Origin of the sequence: Zooshikella ganghwensis DSM 15267, from assembly GCF_000428585.1 — a bacterium.
In the GTDB taxonomy this organism is placed as follows: domain Bacteria; phylum Pseudomonadota; class Gammaproteobacteria; order Pseudomonadales; family Zooshikellaceae; genus Zooshikella; species Zooshikella ganghwensis.
On sequence record NZ_AUAF01000002.1, the window covers coordinates 96,757 to 115,070 of the forward strand.

The following is an 18,314-nucleotide window of genomic DNA, read 5'->3' on the forward strand; positions in this document are numbered from 1 at the left end:
AAACACTCATTCATCAGGGGTTATGGGTTGCTGATTAGCATGATACAGTGCACTTAACGTATATATATCTTTTAAATGTCGTAGCAGCACCATAATAACCGCAGCAATCGGCAGTGCCAGCAGCACCCCCACAAAGCCAAATAACTGACCACCAGCAAGAATGGCAAAAATCACCGCCACTGGGTGTAGACCAATCCTGTCTCCCACTAACAGAGGCGTTAGAACCATTCCTTCCAAAGCCTGTCCCACCAAAAATACCACAACAACCCCAACAAAGGGTAGCCAGGTATCAAACTGGAACACGGCAGCCACCAACGCTATGCCAATACCGACAATAAAGCCCATATAGGGAACAATACTTGCCAGTCCAGCGGTTAGCCCAATAATAATGGCAAATTGTAAGCCAACAAGCCATAGGCCTGCAGCATAAATTATTCCCAAGCAGAGCATAACCACTAACTGACCTTTTAGAAAAGCGCCTAAGACTTCATCACACTCAAGCGCTAATTTAGCCACAACCGGTTCTAAGTTACGGGGTAATAACGAGCCTACTTTTGCCGTCATAACATCCCAGTCACGCAACAAGTAAAAAGTGACAACAGGAATCAAAAATAAATTTGTCAGCGCAGTAATGATAGCGACGCCAGAGTCAGTGGCTGACTTTAAGATGGGCGTAAGTAGATTACCCGCTGTTTGCCATTTAGACACAATGTGTCGGGTAACATTATTCACTTTTAAACTTTCTGGGTCGATGCCTAAGTGCTGATAGACCCAAGGAAATGCATTCTCTTCCAGCCAGGCAGCCCAAATAGGCAACTGATGAATTAATGTTTTAATCTGACCGGCTAACAGTGGAATAAAAATCAGTAAAAGAATGCCAAAAACCAAAGAAAGTACAATAAATACCGTAATTACGGCTAATGTACGAGACATGCCTTTTGCTTCAAGCCGGTCGGCAATAGGGTCACCCAAGTAGGCGAGTATCATACCCACCAAAAACGGTGACAAGATAGGTTTCAGTAAATAGATCAGAATGCCAATGAGTACTAGCATACTGAGCAAAAACCAACGCTGCGTGTAAGTCATCATGATTTACGCTTAGTTTCCTGCCTGTATTTTTGACTCCAAACCCACACATAGTCCAGTCCACTCATGACTGTCACAACAGCCACCGAAAAAATTAAAGCTACAGAAATATAGGTGGGTATTGTCAATAATGTTAGATGCATTACTGTCAGCAGGGCCAGCATAATTTGTAAAAATGTGCTTAATTTGCCAATTCTAGAAGGCTTAAATTCATATTGGCCCACAAGAAAATGATAACTTACAGCACCTGAAACAATGACTAAATCACGAACAATAACAGTAGCTGTTAGCCATAGTGGAAAATGCCCAAGAATCGTCAGCATAATATATGCCGCCATAAGCATTAGTTTATCAGCCAAAGGGTCAACCATAGCGCCAAAACGGCTATGCCAACCGAACTTTCGCGCTAAAAAGCCATCAAGCCCATCAGATGCGGCCGCAACAATAAACAAAAGCAACGCTAAATGATAGCGCTCAATGAGTAAGCTGTAACTGATGGGAATAATCAGCAACAGCCTGATAATAGTTAGTAAATTAGGAAGATAACGTAATGCCAAGTGTGTATCCGTCAACTTTATTACTTTACAGCTCACAGTGAACATATAAAAACAAGCTGCCATAGTTAAAGCTAGCAGCCTGTATCGCTTAAATACTTGTTTTTTCCCTTTTCACTTTTGCTTGATTTATCTGTCACCCGATTTTAAAGCGTAACCAATCATTCTGGTAAGCCTATATAAGGCAGTTTATGCTTTTTTCAAGCTTATCATGACTTTATGATGGTTAAGCTTTTTACACTTAGCCATCATACTATTTATAAATGAGAGCCTACCATCTAGGTTATTGCCCTACCCACTGATACTGTACAAAGCGATCTCCGCCTGCTTGTTGAGGCAATATACTTAGCTTGCTCTCTCGATTTAAACGGGCTACCAGTTTTTCCTTCGTACGGTTATCCTTTAAATCAATATCAAATACAACCATAGCGCCAGATACTTTAACCAAGTGCACCGCTTTAACTTCCGTTAGGTTTTTCAGTAGCTGATTGATATCGGCAAAAGCATCTATCCCTTCAACACCATCAACCGCTAGCCTAACATCATGACTCGTTGCCATAGGCACAGGCAACGTAGTAGTTGAAGCTACACTGTTATCAGTTGCTGAACCATCGTCACTATTTGTTGCAGCCGGTATTTGCCCTACATCTGTAGTGTTCACCTTTGGCTGTTCAACATTATCTATAGCGTCACTTCCATCAGCCGTATCCTGTATATTTGATGTATAAAAGCTAGCTGCGAGTTTAACCCCCATAGCGGCTAACTCATCCGCCGATAGCTTACTAAATGACTTACTTTTTTGGGTCTGCTCTGCCAGCAATAACCAGCGACCACTGTAGGTCTGCTCACCCTCCACATAGACTCGTGCAGCTAATATGGCACCTGGATTGTAGCGCTGGGAAGCCGTGCGAATTGTATCTGCATATAAACCCCACATATCCACTTCATCCAAAGCAGCAGCATCCTCTAAATCTAATAATGGCCACATTAATGGCATAGCCTTTTGCTTGGCTTCTTTGGTCAGTGCTTGTAATAAAGGGTGCTGACGATCACTTTCGCCAAGCTGAGTTCGCTCCCCTGATGCAGACTGAATCAGCCAAACCAATGTATTTGGTCGCTCCGTGGGTTGCCACACTGATATGCTATGATCTTTAAGTAGCCGCTCTATGGCTTTTTTATCAAACTGCATAACCATTTGCTTTGCTGATACTTCAACACCATCACTCGACAGTGTTGTTTCATCCGTTGACTCAAATCCAAACTGCACAATATACATATCTGCCGTGTTAATAGCTTCAGCAATGCCTGGCATATCGGCAATACCCTCCTGACCAGAGACCTTTTGCAGAACGCGAATAAGCCCTTCTCGCATACCTTCATCTTGCTCAGCCGTTGAGCGCACCAGCACTTTCGCTTGATAAAGATCCGATGCCGCTGAAGCGGTCGTCGCCACCAACGAAATAAGTAACAAGAATGAAGTTAAAATAAATGTTAGCTGTCGTGAAAACATAGTCTTACTTTCCTTCCTGATCAGCAGGCACTTAATGCTTTACATTGGCATACCAATGGCCTTGTAACAGAAAAACCACATTAGTCGTACCTTATTTGATAACAAAACCTGGATAGGTACAAACTGCTGTGTCTAATACCTCCTGATTTAACCACTTGGCATATAACGAACGCATGATAATAGATACTGCTTTATAAACAGTTACATAGCCTGGCAAGCAAACACTTGCTAAAATACCCGCAATGTGCCGCGCAAGTTACTTAAAAGTGGTCTAATTAACAAGACAGATTGACACAACTTTAAGACAATTCGTCTTAACGCTTAATTCCAATCACACATTACCTGGGCCTTAAGCCATGACTGAACGCAGCAAACCATCGACTTCAATGCCATCGGTTAGTTACAAGGATGCAGGCGTTGATATTGATGCAGGCAACCGCTTAGTTGAACGCATTAAACATATTGCCAGAAGAACTCATCGTCCGGAAGCCCTAGGCGGGCTTGGTGGCTTTGGCGCTTTATTTGAGCTACCCAAAGGCTACCAAGAACCCGTTTTAGTCTCTGGAACGGATGGTGTAGGAACCAAGCTACGCCTTGCGATGGAGCTCAATCAGCATGACACGATAGGCATTGATCTAGTCGCCATGTGTGTCAATGACCTCATTGTCTGTGGCGCAGAACCTCTTTATTTTTTAGATTACTATGCCACTGGCCAGCTCAATGTAGATGTAGCCACCGACGTTATCGGAGGCATTGGGCGAGGTTGCGAAATTGCAGGCATTTCATTAATAGGTGGTGAAACGGCTGAAATGCCAGGAATGTACCAGGGTGATGACTATGATCTTGCAGGCTTCTGTGTAGGTATTGTAGAAAAGTCTAAGATTATTGATGGTAGTAAGGTAGAGCCTGGCAATCAATTGTTGGCACTTGCCTCATCAGGCCCCCACTCAAATGGTTATTCACTGATCCGCAAACTACTGAAAGACAATAAAGCTGATCTTAACCTACCACTTGGCGACTCAACCCTTGGTGCCAGCTTGTTGGCTCCCACTCAAATTTATGTGCGCTCACTGGAGATGCTCTGGCGAACTCACCCAATATTAGCAATGGCACATATTACAGGTGGTGGCTTACTTGAAAATATTCCTCGCGTCTTACCCGACAACTGCAAAGCCGTTATTGATGGCGGCAGCTGGGACTTACCTCCTGTGTTTAAATGGCTCCAACAAGCAGGCAACATCACTAGCCAAGAAATGTTAAGGACATTTAACTGTGGTATAGGTATGGTGATCTGTGTACCTATCGATAAGGTCGAAGCCATCATTCGGTATTTAGATGCTGCCGGTGAAACAGTATGGCGTGTAGGCGAAATCCAAACAAAAGAAAAACATGATGACGCGGTAGAAGTACAAAACCTGTCGTTTTAGCCTTTCAACAGGGTTAGTGACATACCCACACTAGCCCTGCCTGGACATCCACTTGATGCTCCTACAATTGGCTCATCGCTGATAAACTTTTCTATGGACACTTTTTCTATGGATATTGTTGTATTAATTTCTGGCAATGGCAGTAACCTGCAGGCTTTAATCGATCAGCAACCTGATCACCACTACCGTATTGTCGCCGTCATTAGCAATAAGCCTGATGCCTATGGCCTACAGCGCGCACAGCAAGCCAATATTCCCACCAAAGTGATTGACCACCAACAATTCACTGACCGTAATGCTTTTGACCAGGCACTGCAAAATAACATTGATAACTTCCAGCCCGAACTTGTCGTTCTTGCAGGTTTTATGCGCATATTGACAGATAATTTTGTGCGACATTACACAGGAAGAATGATTAATATTCACCCATCATTACTGCCCAAATATCGTGGTCTGCATACTCACCAGCGCGTCATTGATGCTGGCGACACAGAGCATGGTACAACTGTACACTTTGTCACCGAAGAGCTTGATGGTGGTCCAATCATTATTCAAGCTGTTATCTCAGTAACAAAAGAAGATACAGCAACTACACTTGCTCAAAAAGTACAGCAACAAGAGCACATTATTTATCCTAAAGCAGTCGCCTGGTTCTCGGAACGAAAATTAAAAATGGAACACAATAAATGTCTTCTTGATGGCGAACTTTTACCGCCACAAGGTGTTCAAATCAGACATTAGATGACAACAAAGGTTTTTTTGCCTATGAAAACGAAAGGCTTACTTGCATTAGCCGCTGGGTTGGCTTGCTTTACTCATACAGCCTATCTCAATGCTGATACGTTACAACCTTACAAAGCTACCTATGGCGCTGAAGTATCAAGTATTCCTGTTAAAGGCTCTGCAAGCCGGGAGCTAACAGTCGCCAAAGATGGCTCTTACCACCTTAGTTTTAGCGCTGACATTGTGATTGTTGATATTGCTGAGCAGTCAAGATTTAGCATTCAAGACAACTATGTCGTTCCAACCTCTTATCACTATAAACGAGGTGGGTTTGCCAAAACGAAAGAAGACAGCCTGACTTTCGATTGGAAAAATATGCAAGTGCAGAATCAGGCTGATGAAGAAGTCAAACCATTTGCGATCACTAAGCAAACCCTTGACCCTTTAAGCTACCAATTTCAGCTCAGGCTCGACTTGGCTAATGACAAAAAAGATCTCACTTATAAAGTAGCTGATGATGATGAAGTCAAAACATACTCCTTCCAGCGTCTTGGTGAGGAAATTATTGACAGTCCGCTTGGCAAATTGAAAACTGTGAAAGTGAAGCGTGTTCGCGAAAATAAAAAGCGTGAAACAACACTCTGGTTTGCAAAAGAATGGGACTATATTTTAGTACGCCTGCAACAGCTTGAAGAAAGCAAGGTTTATGATATTTACCTGCAAAAAGCATCCATTAATGGCAAACCAGTAGGTAAATAAAACCAGCCAATGAGGATGATAAATGCGTTTACTGCATACCATGCTACGTGTAGCAGATTTAGATAAATCGATTGATTTCTATACACGTATAATGGGCATGAAGCTATTACGAAAGTCAGAAAATACTGAGTATAAATATACACTGGCCTTTGTAGGTTATCAGGATGAAGCTGATGGCGCTGTCATTGAATTAACCTACAACTGGGGCGTTGATCAGTACGATCAAGGCAGTGCTTTCGGGCATATTGCCATTGAAGTAGATGATTTATACAAAACCTGTGAGCAGATTCGTACAGCAGGTGGCGTGATCACTCGCGAACCTGGGCCAGTTAAAGGTGGTACCACTGAAATAGCTTTTGTCCGAGACCCAGACAACTATGCAATCGAACTGATTAATAGTAAACATGCTGGGCAAGGGCTTTCTGGTTAAGCCTTTAATAAAAAAACCCGCTTTTCAGCGGGTTTTTTCATATCGATATTATTTACCAAATACATTCTACCTAAAGTAGAGCACGTCCTTTATTAGCAGCAATGCGCAGCCGTAATGCATTTAACTTGATAAAACCAGCAGCATCTGCCTGATCATAAGCTCCGGCATCGTCCTCAAAAGTGGCAATTGTCTGATCAAATAAGCTTTCAACAGACTGACGCCCGACTACTGTAACACCGCCTTTATACAACTTAAGTCGTACTTTTCCATTCACATTAACCTGAGATGCATCAATCATATCCTGCATTAATTTACGCTCAGGTGACCACCAGTAACCGTTGTATATAAGTTTCGCATAACGCGGCATCAATTCATCTTTTAAGTGAGCCACTTCCCGGTCGAGGGTAATTGATTCGATAGCCCGATGAGCACGCAACATAATGGTACCACCAGGTGTTTCATAACAACCCCGAGACTTCATCCCCACATAGCGGTTCTCAACAATATCTGTCCGTCCTATACCATTAGCACCACCCACTTTATTTAAAAAGGTCAGTACTTCTGCTGGTGTCATTGCCTGACCATCAATGGCAACAATATCACCACGCTGATAATCCAGCTCTAAATAAGTCGGGGTATCTGGCGCTTGCTCTGGTGCTACCGACCAACGCCACATATCGTCTTCTGGCTCTGCCCATGGGTCTTCCAACAAGCCACCTTCATACGAAATATGTAGTAAGTTTGCATCCATGGAATAAGGGGATTTACCCTTTTGCGTTTCTACTGGGATATCGTGTTTATGGCAGTAGTCCAGCAAGCTTTCCCGGGAGCTAAGATCCCAATCCCGCCAAGGGGCAATGACTTGAATCCCAGGTTTTAACGCGTAAGCCCCCAGCTCAAAGCGAACCTGATCATTCCCCTTTCCTGTTGCACCATGTGCAATAGCATCTGCCCCTGTTTCATTGGCAATTTCAACAAGGCGCTTGGCAATCAGGGGTCGAGCAATAGAAGTACCTAGCAGGTACTCTCCCTCATAAACTGTATTGGCACGGAACATGGGGAAAACAAAGTCTCGGACAAACTCTTCTCGCAAGTCATCAATATAGATTTCTTTAATACCTAGTGCTTCTGCTTTTGCGCGGGCTGGCTCAACCTCTTCACCTTGACCTAAGTCAGCGGTAAAGGTCACCACATCACATTGGTAAGTGTCTTCCAGCCACTTGGCAATGACCGAGGTGTCTAATCCCCCCGAGTATGCCAAGACAACCTTATTGATGTCTTTCATTCGTTTGCTCCAAAAACTACTTGTATATTCCCAAATTACTAAAGTTATGTTCATGCCAAATGAATAATTATTCTAACGACTGTGAATTACTTCGCCTAGAGCAATAGGCACAAACACGACATTTTTTTGTGTCATTATGTAGCCAGAAATTAACAAGGGAATATAGAGGGCTATTTTTGACAGACTAACGTACCCATCCTCATTGGCTCGCTAGCGATATGGAGCAGCTTCTTATAGATACTCTACTCAGCGCCTTTTTCTTCTTCTAGAATATTGGTTGCTGGCGGGACAGTTACACTTTCTGAAGGCAGTGGTTTCTTTTCAAGCCGAACGGTAGCACGACGATTTCGTGCACGATCTTTTGAAGAATTATTTTTAACAATAGGGTAACGCTCACCATGAAAACGCACTTTCATAATGTCTGATTTAACCCCGCGCGTAATTAAATATTTCTCAACCGACTCAGCCCGTTGCTTTGACAGTTCTCGGTTATCTAAACGACGTCCAATATCATCGGTATGACCATCAATATAAATCGACTGTACTTCCTGATCGGCTTTAACATAAATGGCGATATTATTAAGCTTTTCTTTCGCCTGTTCATTTAATGTGGTTTTACCAGAATCAAACAATACAAAAGACCGCCTGATTTGATCAAAATTCACCGGTAACAGCTTCGACAAACAGCCTAAATAATCCTTGTATACCTTTTGAAAATTGACATTTGATAACGCCACTGTGATGGTTTCTTTATCACTGTACCAGGCCATTCGCTCAAATGCTGGAGCCATACCTTGCTTAAGCTGATTCAACATCCAGCTGGGTAACGGTCCTGTCATAAAAATGGCTTCTTTACCAGGGTCTACTTGTATTTCCCCCATCACCTGAGCACTTCGGTCATGTCGCCAGGAAGGTAATGACGCAACCAGCATCGCTTTACCTTTCTGTATAGGGCTTTGCCAGCTTAACAAACGAAAACCAACGCGCTCACCTGCTCGACGGCGAAAAATCGCCTCACCAAACTCAGGTATAGGGTGATAAAGATTGCACTCAAAAATAGACCCTTCCATCCGCCATTCAGAACGATCAACTGGCGCTTGATAAATAATGGCACTCACGGGGTATACCCCAAAAAACATCAACACGAGACAATACTTGATTAAACCCAGAGCTTTATCAAAGATCATATGCTGCTTCTCACCCGTTACTTCTTTAAATAGCGGCTAGCAGGTGATGATCTTTAGCTTTATTCTGTGTTCAGTCCATAACAACATACAACAGTTCAAGGTAATCCAACGCGTCTCTGCAAATAGGCACCCAACAAAACCTAGTAACTCCGAGTACACTTAGGTAGGATGCCCAAAGAAAATTACTTGGCAAGGCAACTTTTAATGGAACAAATGTTAACAATCACACGCCCTGATGACTGGCATATCCATTTACGTGATGGTGCGGTTTTAGCAAATACCGTAGCGGATGCAGCACGCTATTGTGGACGCGCGATTGTCATGCCTAATTTAACACCTCCAGTTCAATCCATTGATGATGCTCAAGGTTACTTAACACGTATACAGCGAACTATTCCTGCCAACAGCCAATGGCAACCTCTACTCACACTATATTTGACTGACCAAACAACTCCTGCGCTTATCCAGCAAGCGGCCCAGTCAGGTATTATTTATGGCGTTAAGCTCTACCCAGCAGGCGCAACAACAAACTCTGAAGCGGGTGTGCACGATCTTACTCCGCTTTACCCAGCATTCGCAGCCATGGAAGAAGCCGGCTTACCTCTGCTTGTTCATGGGGAAGTGACAGATGCTGATGTAGATATTTTCGATCGAGAACAACGTTTTTTAGCAGAACAACTTGCCCCTCTCTGTACCAAATTTCCTAAGCTGAGCGTTGTTGTTGAACATATTACTACAACGGATGCCGTTGATTTTGTGTTAGCCCAAAATGACAACGTGGCTGCAACCATTACTCCACAACACCTGCTTTATAATCGCAATCATATGCTGGTGGGAGGAATTAAACCCCACTTCTACTGCTTACCCATCTTAAAACGAAGACAGCATCAGGAACGCCTGCGGACTGTTGCAACCAGTGGTAACTCAAAATTCTTTATGGGAACAGACTCAGCCCCCCACTCCCAACAACGTAAAGAAAATGCCTGTGGCTGTGCTGGTTGCTACAGCGCATTTGCAGCACTTGAGCTTTATGCCGAAGTGTTTGAAGAAATGGGCGCACTGGATAAATTAGAAGCTTTTTCCAGCTTTAATGGTGCAGACTTTTATGGCCTAAACCGTAACACTGACACCATCACCCTAGTAAAACAGCCCTGGCAGGTTCCTGAGACGCTGGCATTCGGTAGCGACCGCGTAGTACCATTGCGCGCAGGCGAAATGATCAACTGGCGAATCCTTCCATAAGAATTAAGGCTGTAGCGTGACTAATGAAGCACCACTAAAACCTCTTATTGCAGAACGATTCCGCGGATTTTTACCCGTCGTTGTTGATGTTGAAACCGGTGGTTTTAATGCAGCAACTGATGCTTTACTCGAAATCGCGGCAGTCACACTCACCATTGATGCTACTGGACAAATGGTGCCTGAGGACACTATTGATTTTGCAATCAAGCCTTTTGCTGATGCTAATATTGAGCCAGCCGCTATTGAATTTACAGGTATAGATCCATTCTGCCCTGAACGCCAAGCATCTGATGAGGATGAAGCTCTTAAGCAGCTTTTTAAGCGTATCCGTAAAGCCATTAAGTCAGGAGGCTGTAACCGCGCTATTTTAGTTGGACATAATGCAATGTTTGACTTGAACTTTTTAAATGCAGCGGTTATTCGAAACAACCTCAAGCGCAACCCTTTTCACCCCTTTTCCAGCTTTGATACAGCGACTCTCGCAGGGCTAGCTTTTGGTCAAACAGTGCTTGCTAAAGCATGTGAAGCTGCAGACATCAGTTTTGACTCTCAAGAAGCACATTCTGCCGCCTATGACGCCAATAAAACAGCTGAGCTTTTTTGCAGTATTGTTAACCGTTGGCAAGCTTTGGGTGGTTGGCCAGTTAACGCTTTAAAATAAAAATGATTATTAAACTGCCTAGGGCCTGTTAACACTTAAAAAGCAAAAAAACCCTGCAAAAGCAGGGTTTTTTCTAGCAGCCAAGCTACTTAAATAAGCGCTAAATAAGGCTTAAAACCTTACAGTTGCTCAGCATTCTCAGCGAGATATTTCGCTACACCTTGAGGAGAAGCTTGCATACCTTTTTCGCCTTTTTTCCAACCTGCTGGGCAAACTTCACCGTGCTCTTCGTGGAACTGTAACGCATCAACCAAACGCACCAGCTCATCAACGTTACGGCCTAAAGGCAAGTCATTCACCAACTGAGAGCGAACAACACCTTCCTTATCAATTAAGAAAGCACCACGGAAGGCTACTCCACCGGCAGACTCAACATCAAATGCTTTAGCGATTTCGTGAGTCATATCTGCAACCAGTGTGTATTTAACTGGACCAATACCACCTTCACTAACAGGCGTGTTACGCCAAGCGTTGTGTGAAAAGTGAGAGTCGATAGAGACACCAATCACTTCAACATTACGCTCTTTGAAAGCGTCCATACGGTGATCAAGTGCAATCAACTCTGAAGGACATACAAAAGTAAAGTCCAGTGGATAAAAGAAAACGAGCGCATACTTCCCTTTAGTTGCTTCAGAAAAGTTATATTGCTCAACAATCTCACCGTTGCCTAATACAGCTGGAGCTGTAAAGTCTGGAGCACGCTTACTTACTAGAACGCCCATTTATATTCTCCACATGTCGTTTGTTTTATATATGGCTGCTGATCGTATAATAGCTAAGCGATTATCCCTACCATCAGCCTGAAATAAAGCAAGATAAAAATACTTAATCTGTCTTGCTAATGTAAAACTACATTGTTGGAACTAATAATACACCTCAGTAGGTTTCAAGCCTACTGCCTTTCCGATTGAATTTTTTTTACATAATCATAGAAAAAATCTATTAGAAAGTGCTTTAATCTTGAACAAAGCACCCGATTGACAATCATTATCATTCGCACTACTATCAGTACAAAGATACAATCTTCTTAGCAGGCGCAGCACTATGTACATTTGTTTATGCAAAAATGTTAAATGCCATGAAATAAGGCAGTGCGTTCACGAAGGTGCTGATAACCTGCGAGAAGTCAGTCAATGCTTAGGTGTCGCCACACAGTGCGGCAAGTGTGCAAAAGATGCCAAGCAAATCGTCAAAGAAGCTAAGCAAGAGCGGCAGCAGCTTTTAGAGTTTTTGCCCGCTTAACCTATAGCTTTTTTTCAGTGTTAAAAACAACCTCTCTTCAAAAGGTGCTCTATCAGTGCACTTTTTCTTATTATTACTCTCCCTCCCTACTGCTCATAAGAATGGGTATTCAAACCACAAACGCAGAACGTAATGATAGTAATTAGCATTAGCAAAACTCATTCTAAATCAATTAGTTAAGTTTGACACCAGACTTGCAGCTAGCGATACTAAGGAAGGCTATAACGCCTTAAATCCCCACGTTTTATCCTACTATAAAAGCTGATGAGGACCTGACATGAAAGGTGATCCTAAAGTTATTGAGCACCTCAATAAAGCGCTTGGTAACGAGTTAGTCGCCATCAACCAGTATTTTTTACATGCTCGGATGTATAAAGACTGGGGACTCGAAGAACTGGGAAAAAAAGAGTATGAAGAGTCCATTGATGAAATGAAGCATGCCGACTGGATAATTGAACGCATTTTATTTCTAGAAGGACTACCCAACCTGCAAGATTTAGGACGCTTACGAATCGGCGAAAATACCAAAGAAATGCTTCAGTGTGACCTGGACTTAGAAGTTCAACAAGCCATACCAGATTTGCGAGAAGGTATCGCATACTGCGAAAGTGTCGGCGACTATGGAAGTAGAGAGCTACTAGAAAAAATTCTAGCGTCTGAAGAAGAGCATGTTGATTGGCTTGAAACTCAGTTATCGCTGATTGACAAAATTGGTATAGAAAATTATTTGCAATCTGCCATGGGCGCTTAACGGTAGACTTATTTGTAAAACTACCCTTCTTTAAATAGTTAATTTGCCAAGCCTGTTATTTTCAGTGTTTGGCAGATTAACGTTCTTAACCGATAAAAGCTTAATGCAAGAAACTTAATCTAAAAAAGTGCCTTTATTTCCACATATAAAGAGTGGTTTTATTGCTTTATCTTTGCGCTTTATACAGTATCGTAATAACTATAGGGCACATCAAAATATAGTGGTAAGGTAAAACAATGACCTGCAAAATAACAGGTCATTTGCATGGCAGTATTAAGTATCAGCAGATTCTTGTGGTGCGTTTTTATTTGCAGCCTGAAGTAACGGTAAAAGCTCACCTTTTTCGTGCATTTCCAAAATAATGTCACTTCCACCAATTAGTTCACCGCTGATCCAAAGCTGTGGAAACGTTGGCCAATTAGCGTACGCTGGCAAGTTAGTGCGTATTTCAGGGTTTTGCAGAATATCTACATAGGCAAATTTTTCGCCGCACTCCATTAAAACCTGTGCCGCTCTTGAAGAAAATCCGCATTGTGGCATTTTAGGAGAGCCTTTCATATACAGCAAAATAGAGTGTGTTGAAATTTGCTGTTTAATTTGCTCCATTACATCCATCAGGTAACCTCACTTATCTCAAACGGTTTGAGATAGTTTAACGTATTTAAGTAATAAATGCTGTCACTCCCCTCATTCTATACTTTACTCTTTACAAATTAACCATTAAAAAAAAGTGGTCTTGTCTTAGTGTTAACAGACAGTCACAAAACTACTGCGCTTGAAAATGGAGAAAGATGCAAAGCGCTTGTAGGTCTGAAATAATAGATGTATTTCTAATCATGTATACCCAAAACGAAGGGTTTTTAGGGGCGACCGTCAAGCGATGAGGCTCCAAGAGCTTATATTAATAAGTGACTGGGCTGAAGTGTGCCGACAACAAACCCTAAAAAGTGATTCGTAAAGGGTATAAGTCTCTAAGGCGTTTAGCTTCATGCCCACGTTACTTTCATTAAAAAATGTTTGCTGTTCATATGATGAGCAACCCGTTGTTCAAGATTTTGGCTTCTCTATGCAACCGGGTGAAATCTGCAGCTTACTTGGACCAAGTGGCTGTGGGAAAACAACAGTCCTCAGAGCGATTGCAGGTTTCGAAAGTATCAGTGCAGGTGAAATTGCATTATGTGGTGAACCATTATCTACCCCTTCCTCCGTTAAACCACCAGAACAGCGCCAAATAGGCATGGTTTTTCAAGATTATGCACTTTTTCCACACTTAACCGTCAGACAAAATATTGGCTTTGGTATCATCAAACACCCTCAACGCCAACAACGAATAACTCGTCTACTCGAAATGACAAATATGGCCGCCTTTGAACACCGCTACCCCCACGAGCTTTCTGGAGGACAACAACAGCGTGTTGCATTAGCACGTGCTATGGCAACCGAGCCAAAACTACTCCTTTTGGATGAGCCATTTTCTAATCTTGACACTGATTTACGGCGTCGGTTGAGTTTTGAAGTCAGGCAGATTTTAAAAGACCAAGGCGTTAGTGCAATTTTAGTGACACATGACCAGGAAGAAGCTTTTGCTTTTGCAGACCAAATTGGGGTTATGCAACAAGGAAAGCTACTACAATGGAATACCCCCTATCACATTTATCACGAACCTGCGACGCAGTTTGTAGCAAGCTTTATTGGACAAGGGCACTTTTTGCCTGGGCAAGTACAAGGAAAGCACTTATCAACTGAGTTAGGACTCATCAACAACCCAACGCCTAACCGATGGCCAGAAGGCTCCCCGATTGAGGTGCTCCTTCGCCCTGACGATATTATTATTGATACCGTCAGTACCATTCGTGCCGATATCATTAACAAAACGTTTATGGGAGCAATAACACAATACACTTTACGCCTAAAAACAGGCAGCATTATTGAGTCTGTATTGTCCAGTCATCATGACTACAGCCATAGTGAGGAAATAGGGATTAGAATTGATGCTCAACATGTTGTCGTGTTTCCTGCCCCCAGCCATTAAAAAAATGTCTCCTCACACTCTTTTATAAACAGTCTGTGGCAAGTTGGGAGCCTCCATGCAGAGCATGAATTAATTTGCTCTTCCCGCAGCAGAAGACCATCCTTGGTCTCTACTGCTAACGGTGCTCCCGGCACCTGCTTCACAAACCAATTCAAACTCTGCAAACCCACTTGTTGCCATTGCCCTGGACGCTATTCTTACCCAACCCCCACTAAAAGCAGATACTCTATTTAGTATTGTGTAATACCAAAAGTGATAGTATTTTACGCGAAATTCGTCAAAACAGCCGAGAACTATGATTGCCGGAATTTTTTTCGAGGGGGGGGGTTGAGTATTCTGGGGATGGTAGGTGCACCAAGGGCATTAAAGAATAAAAAAATTTAGGTGGCATGGCTTATTGGCTTATTGGCTTAGAAAACATGCATAGTTTACTGGGTATACTTGCCAATATTGATTTAAAGGTGTCATGTAATTTCTCAGTTATTTTTATTTATTACGGGAGAGAAGAACCCCATGAATAATTATTTATTATTTTGAAAGACACAACCCATCGATATCATAAACTAATAAATATCGGAAGTCGTATAATTACTAATTGCGCAATAAGCTTGATTCACATAACAATCCGACCTTCGAGTAGTCTAAGCATATATTTAGAAATAAGTTTTTTAAGAAGTACTTCTTGGGGAAGATATGCAAAAAGCAGTATTAGCGTTAGATTCTAACTTTGTAGCACTCGCGTTTACAGCTGTCTCTTTAAATTCATTTGCTGATGAGAAAGGTCGACTTTATTTAAGTCTTGGAGCTAATGCAGCCGAATACAACAATTCTCACTCTGATTATGAGAATGAAAATGACCCATACAGTGGAAATGCTGAGTGCACGAAAAGGTAAGGTCCAGTAAATATTTTCGTTGATGATCATGTAAATAAATTCTTTGGCCTAGAGGTCAACTACACTGTTAGTGAAGATGATGCCAACCCGTAATATGAGTGTTCAAGTGATAGCTGATGAAGCCAGTATTTCAGCAAAAACCCTGTACAATTGACGTCAAGTTGCGAAAAGAAAAGTCTATGTTATGCCAAGTATCTTAGTAATCAGGTTGAGCAAGATCATCTAGGGATTAAGCGGATCACTCGAGCTATTTTGAGTTTTAAATCATTTCGTAGAGCTCGTTCTACGTTGATCTACATAGAGTCGATTAATAATTGAAGAAAAACTAGTTGGCAAATTCATAGACAAAATACAAAGTACTTTTTAAGCAATTCTGCTTATTACCGAGCGAAGTGTGTCCATAATAAGTTCGTTTTTACAATAAATAATTTTTCAATAGGGCCTTTTTAATCGGCAAAACAATAAATTTAATTTTTTATTTATCAATTTTGGCTAATCGCTGGATATAAGTACATCCCTTGCGAATTAACTATAAGACTAACTGTCAGCTTTCTTGATTATTAAAGATGGTAGTAATTTAGTTTAATACGAGGTCAATCAAATCATTTATTAATATAAATGATTATCAACACTTAAAAAGGCACCTCAATATTTTACAGTATTAGATTTGACCTTTGAGCACTTTACAGCCGTATCCTTGTGACTTAGAGGTAAAGCAATTTCATTTCTCCCTTCTTAAGGAAGGTTAGAGCGGGATTAAAAGTTCTCCTAGAAGTAAAGTAGGTAACATAAAATGCAATTAAAAAAACCATTAGTAGTTATTATTTCAACACTAATATCTGCATCTTCAATAGCTTCGGATATAGCCTATCCAACCATCACTAACTCAGAAATTGGGTATTGGTCATTTGATGGTGGGCTTTATCAACAAGGCGGAGTGGATTACTCATCGGAAGGAAATGATGGCTATTTCCTGGAAGAAGGTTAAGGTTCTATCAGTGGTGGAAAATACAACGAGCAAGGTATTTCAGGAACATCGCTTAAACCAGAGCAAACGAATCCATTTGTTGTTAATGTTAAAGCAAATGGGAACAAATTTGATATTAATGGTCCCTTTGCTCTTTCATTTTGGTTCAAGCCAACAAAAGTCAATGCTAAACAAGTGCTCGTTGAAAAAAGTGATTCAACTACAGACACCTTATTTTCTATATTCGTAGATACAGACAATCGCTTAAAAGTGGTTTTCAGAAATGCTGCAGGCGTAATCGGTGGAGTTGAATCCCTTGATCCACTACCTAACTTAAGAAATAAATGGCAGCATGTCGTATTTTCTTTCAGTGGACACCAAAGCGGTTTAAATCTAGCGTTAAATGGACATCGCTTAAAAGACGTTAAGTTAGGCTTACCTGAGGATTTAAGCACAGATAATCCTTGGGTATTTGGTAACAGTGTTACTGAACAATTAAATAATCCATTAATAGGTGAGTTAGATGAAATTCATTTATATAGCAGAGCAATTAGCTCATTGGAGGCAAACTGTCTTGCAGATTTAGGCTTTCATTGTGTCCCTACATTTTACCAAGGACCACCAGGGCTAAGAGGACCTCAAGGTGCACCAGGTATACCAGGAAAACAGGGTAAAAAAGGCGAGAAAGGTGATCGCGGTCCACAAGGTGAAAAAGGAGACAAAGGGGACAAAGGTGATGTAGGACCTATTGGTCTACAGGAACCTCAGGGTTTAAAAGGGGAAAAAGGTGATCAAGGGCCACGAGGGGAAAAGGGACCACAAGGGCCACGAGGGGAAAAGGGACTTCAAGGGCCAGCAGGTAAAGATGGAAAAATAGTATTCTATCCCATTTCAAGGGTATTAAAAATGAAGGGAGGTGCTGGTGATAATTGCGCTAACCACTCATTTAGAAACTTACCTTTAGAAGAGGCAGATTATAGTATTGTGTTAGACTGGTATAATCATGGGTATAACACTCATATTATTAATGGGAAAAAAGAGAAAGGAGCATCAGTGATTAGCTTTCATCACTGTGTTCATCAAGGAGGAACTGCACAGATAAATTTGAATTTTAAGAACTAAAATGAAGAGGCCATGTGGGAAGAAAATAATCCACCTTCTTAGAAGGTGGTTTTGCTTTTACCCCCCTTGAAAGGGGGCATTAAACGAGACTCTTAAAGATTCTGTGTAACCGCCTATTCTTACTGTTAATAGTATAAGGATAGGATATTGAACTTCACCAAAATAGCCGCTAACCCAGGGCAATCGCATATAAATTTACACCGAACAAATTAGCTTCATTAAATATTCATGATCCCAACCAGCAGAGAGTCTCTTATTTTTTATTCCAATTTTATAAGTATTATCTTGCTTAAGAATATTAAGTGCTATCTGCCTAATTCTAGACATATTTTCAGCTGAATGTCCTTTACGAATTCGACTATCATCTTCTCTGAATGCAACATCCAAACTCCAGTGCAAGCTGTTTTCAATTTGCCAGTGATGTTGGATCATTTCACTAACC

The 18,314-nt window shown here is 41.7% G+C and carries 20 protein-coding genes; 12 read left to right on the forward strand and 8 right to left on the reverse strand.

Going from position 1 to position 18,314, the window contains the following annotated elements; genetic code table 11:
• Positions 1-6 precede the first annotated feature (6 nt).
• From F607_RS0101070 to F607_RS0101080, 3 genes are all read right to left on the reverse strand, one after another.
• Positions 7-1,089, reverse strand: a complete 1,083-nt coding sequence (locus tag F607_RS0101070) for an AI-2E family transporter (RefSeq protein WP_230400349.1) — start codon at positions 1,087-1,089, stop codon at positions 7-9.
• Positions 1,086-1,658 carry a CDP-alcohol phosphatidyltransferase family protein gene (locus F607_RS0101075; RefSeq protein ID WP_230400350.1) on the reverse strand — a complete coding sequence of 191 codons (573 nt, stop codon included), beginning with the start codon at positions 1,656-1,658 and terminating at the stop codon, positions 1,086-1,088. The genes F607_RS0101070 and F607_RS0101075 overlap by 4 nt, the downstream gene beginning before the upstream one ends.
• A gap of 265 nt (positions 1,659-1,923) precedes the next feature.
• The gene (locus tag F607_RS0101080; protein ID WP_027706554.1) at positions 1,924-3,150 is read right to left on the reverse strand and encodes a DUF2066 domain-containing protein; all 1,227 of its coding nucleotides are present in this window, start codon (positions 3,148-3,150) and stop codon (positions 1,924-1,926) included.
• A gap of 356 nt (positions 3,151-3,506) precedes the next feature.
• Here F607_RS0101080 and purM point away from each other — a divergent pair, with 356 nt between their 5' ends.
• From purM to gloA, 4 genes are all read left to right on the forward strand, one after another.
• On the forward strand, positions 3,507-4,577 hold the full coding sequence (purM, locus tag F607_RS0101090) for a phosphoribosylformylglycinamidine cyclo-ligase (RefSeq protein ID WP_051310650.1): 1,071 nt from the start codon (positions 3,507-3,509) through the stop codon (positions 4,575-4,577).
• Between the two features lie 108 nt (positions 4,578-4,685).
• On the forward strand, positions 4,686-5,318 hold the full coding sequence (gene purN, locus F607_RS0101095) for a phosphoribosylglycinamide formyltransferase (protein ID WP_212716237.1): 633 nt from the start codon (positions 4,686-4,688) through the stop codon (positions 5,316-5,318).
• A 24-nt stretch (positions 5,319-5,342) separates the two neighbouring features.
• Positions 5,343-6,059 carry a DUF3108 domain-containing protein gene (locus F607_RS27625; RefSeq protein ID WP_165773304.1) on the forward strand — a complete coding sequence of 239 codons (717 nt, stop codon included), beginning with the start codon at positions 5,343-5,345 and terminating at the stop codon, positions 6,057-6,059.
• 22 nt (positions 6,060-6,081) lie between these two features.
• Positions 6,082-6,489 (forward strand): lactoylglutathione lyase, encoded by a 408-nt coding sequence (gene gloA / locus F607_RS0101105; protein ID WP_027706557.1) that lies wholly within the window; start codon positions 6,082-6,084, stop codon positions 6,487-6,489.
• A gap of 70 nt (positions 6,490-6,559) precedes the next feature.
• Here gloA and F607_RS0101110 read toward each other — a convergent pair whose 3' ends face one another.
• Positions 6,560-7,774: an argininosuccinate synthase gene (locus tag F607_RS0101110; protein WP_027706558.1), complete on the reverse strand. Its 1,215-nt coding sequence runs from the start codon at positions 7,772-7,774 to the stop codon at positions 6,560-6,562.
• A 242-nt stretch (positions 7,775-8,016) separates the two neighbouring features.
• Positions 8,017-8,961 carry a flagellar protein MotY gene (locus F607_RS27630; RefSeq protein ID WP_051310652.1) on the reverse strand — a complete coding sequence of 315 codons (945 nt, stop codon included), beginning with the start codon at positions 8,959-8,961 and terminating at the stop codon, positions 8,017-8,019.
• A 204-nt stretch (positions 8,962-9,165) separates the two neighbouring features.
• Between F607_RS27630 and pyrC the strand changes: the two genes are divergently transcribed.
• Both pyrC and rnt read left to right on the forward strand, forming a co-directional pair.
• Positions 9,166-10,203, forward strand: a complete 1,038-nt coding sequence (gene pyrC / locus F607_RS0101120; protein WP_027706559.1) for a dihydroorotase — start codon at positions 9,166-9,168, stop codon at positions 10,201-10,203.
• A 16-nt stretch (positions 10,204-10,219) separates the two neighbouring features.
• A complete protein-coding gene (rnt, locus tag F607_RS0101125) occupies positions 10,220-10,864 on the forward strand; it encodes a ribonuclease T (protein WP_027706560.1) in 645 nt (214 codons plus the stop codon).
• Between the two features lie 119 nt (positions 10,865-10,983).
• Here rnt and F607_RS0101130 read toward each other — a convergent pair whose 3' ends face one another.
• Positions 10,984-11,586, reverse strand: coding sequence for a peroxiredoxin (locus F607_RS0101130; protein ID WP_027706561.1), 603 nt, complete (start codon positions 11,584-11,586; stop codon positions 10,984-10,986).
• Between the two features lie 322 nt (positions 11,587-11,908).
• On the opposite strand from F607_RS0101130, the gene F607_RS0101135 reads away from it, so the two are divergent.
• Both F607_RS0101135 and bfr read left to right on the forward strand, forming a co-directional pair.
• On the forward strand, positions 11,909-12,106 hold the full coding sequence (locus tag F607_RS0101135; RefSeq protein WP_027706562.1) for a (2Fe-2S)-binding protein: 198 nt from the start codon (positions 11,909-11,911) through the stop codon (positions 12,104-12,106).
• Between the two features lie 277 nt (positions 12,107-12,383).
• The gene (gene bfr, locus F607_RS0101140) at positions 12,384-12,857 is read left to right on the forward strand and encodes a bacterioferritin (protein ID WP_027706563.1); all 474 of its coding nucleotides are present in this window, start codon (positions 12,384-12,386) and stop codon (positions 12,855-12,857) included.
• Positions 12,858-13,130: 273 nt separating this feature from the next.
• Here bfr and grxD read toward each other — a convergent pair whose 3' ends face one another.
• A complete protein-coding gene (gene grxD, locus F607_RS0101145; RefSeq protein ID WP_027706564.1) occupies positions 13,131-13,472 on the reverse strand; it encodes a Grx4 family monothiol glutaredoxin in 342 nt (113 codons plus the stop codon).
• Between the two features lie 373 nt (positions 13,473-13,845).
• Here grxD and F607_RS0101150 point away from each other — a divergent pair, with 373 nt between their 5' ends.
• From F607_RS0101150 to F607_RS35380, 4 genes are all read left to right on the forward strand, one after another.
• Positions 13,846-14,889: an ABC transporter ATP-binding protein gene (locus F607_RS0101150; RefSeq protein ID WP_027706565.1), complete on the forward strand. Its 1,044-nt coding sequence runs from the start codon at positions 13,846-13,848 to the stop codon at positions 14,887-14,889.
• A gap of 693 nt (positions 14,890-15,582) precedes the next feature.
• Positions 15,583-15,783, forward strand: coding sequence for a hypothetical protein (locus F607_RS0101160; RefSeq protein ID WP_027706566.1), 201 nt, complete (start codon positions 15,583-15,585; stop codon positions 15,781-15,783).
• Between the two features lie 793 nt (positions 15,784-16,576).
• The gene (locus F607_RS0101165; protein ID WP_027706567.1) at positions 16,577-16,771 is read left to right on the forward strand and encodes a hypothetical protein; all 195 of its coding nucleotides are present in this window, start codon (positions 16,577-16,579) and stop codon (positions 16,769-16,771) included.
• 36 nt (positions 16,772-16,807) lie between these two features.
• The gene (locus F607_RS35380; RefSeq protein WP_268967626.1) at positions 16,808-17,872 is read left to right on the forward strand and encodes a LamG domain-containing protein; all 1,065 of its coding nucleotides are present in this window, start codon (positions 16,808-16,810) and stop codon (positions 17,870-17,872) included.
• A gap of 195 nt (positions 17,873-18,067) precedes the next feature.
• Here F607_RS35380 and F607_RS0101175 read toward each other — a convergent pair.
• Positions 18,068-18,314, reverse strand: a 247-nt coding sequence (locus tag F607_RS0101175) for an ISAs1 family transposase (RefSeq protein WP_157365343.1), incomplete at its 5' end; no start/stop codon positions are given.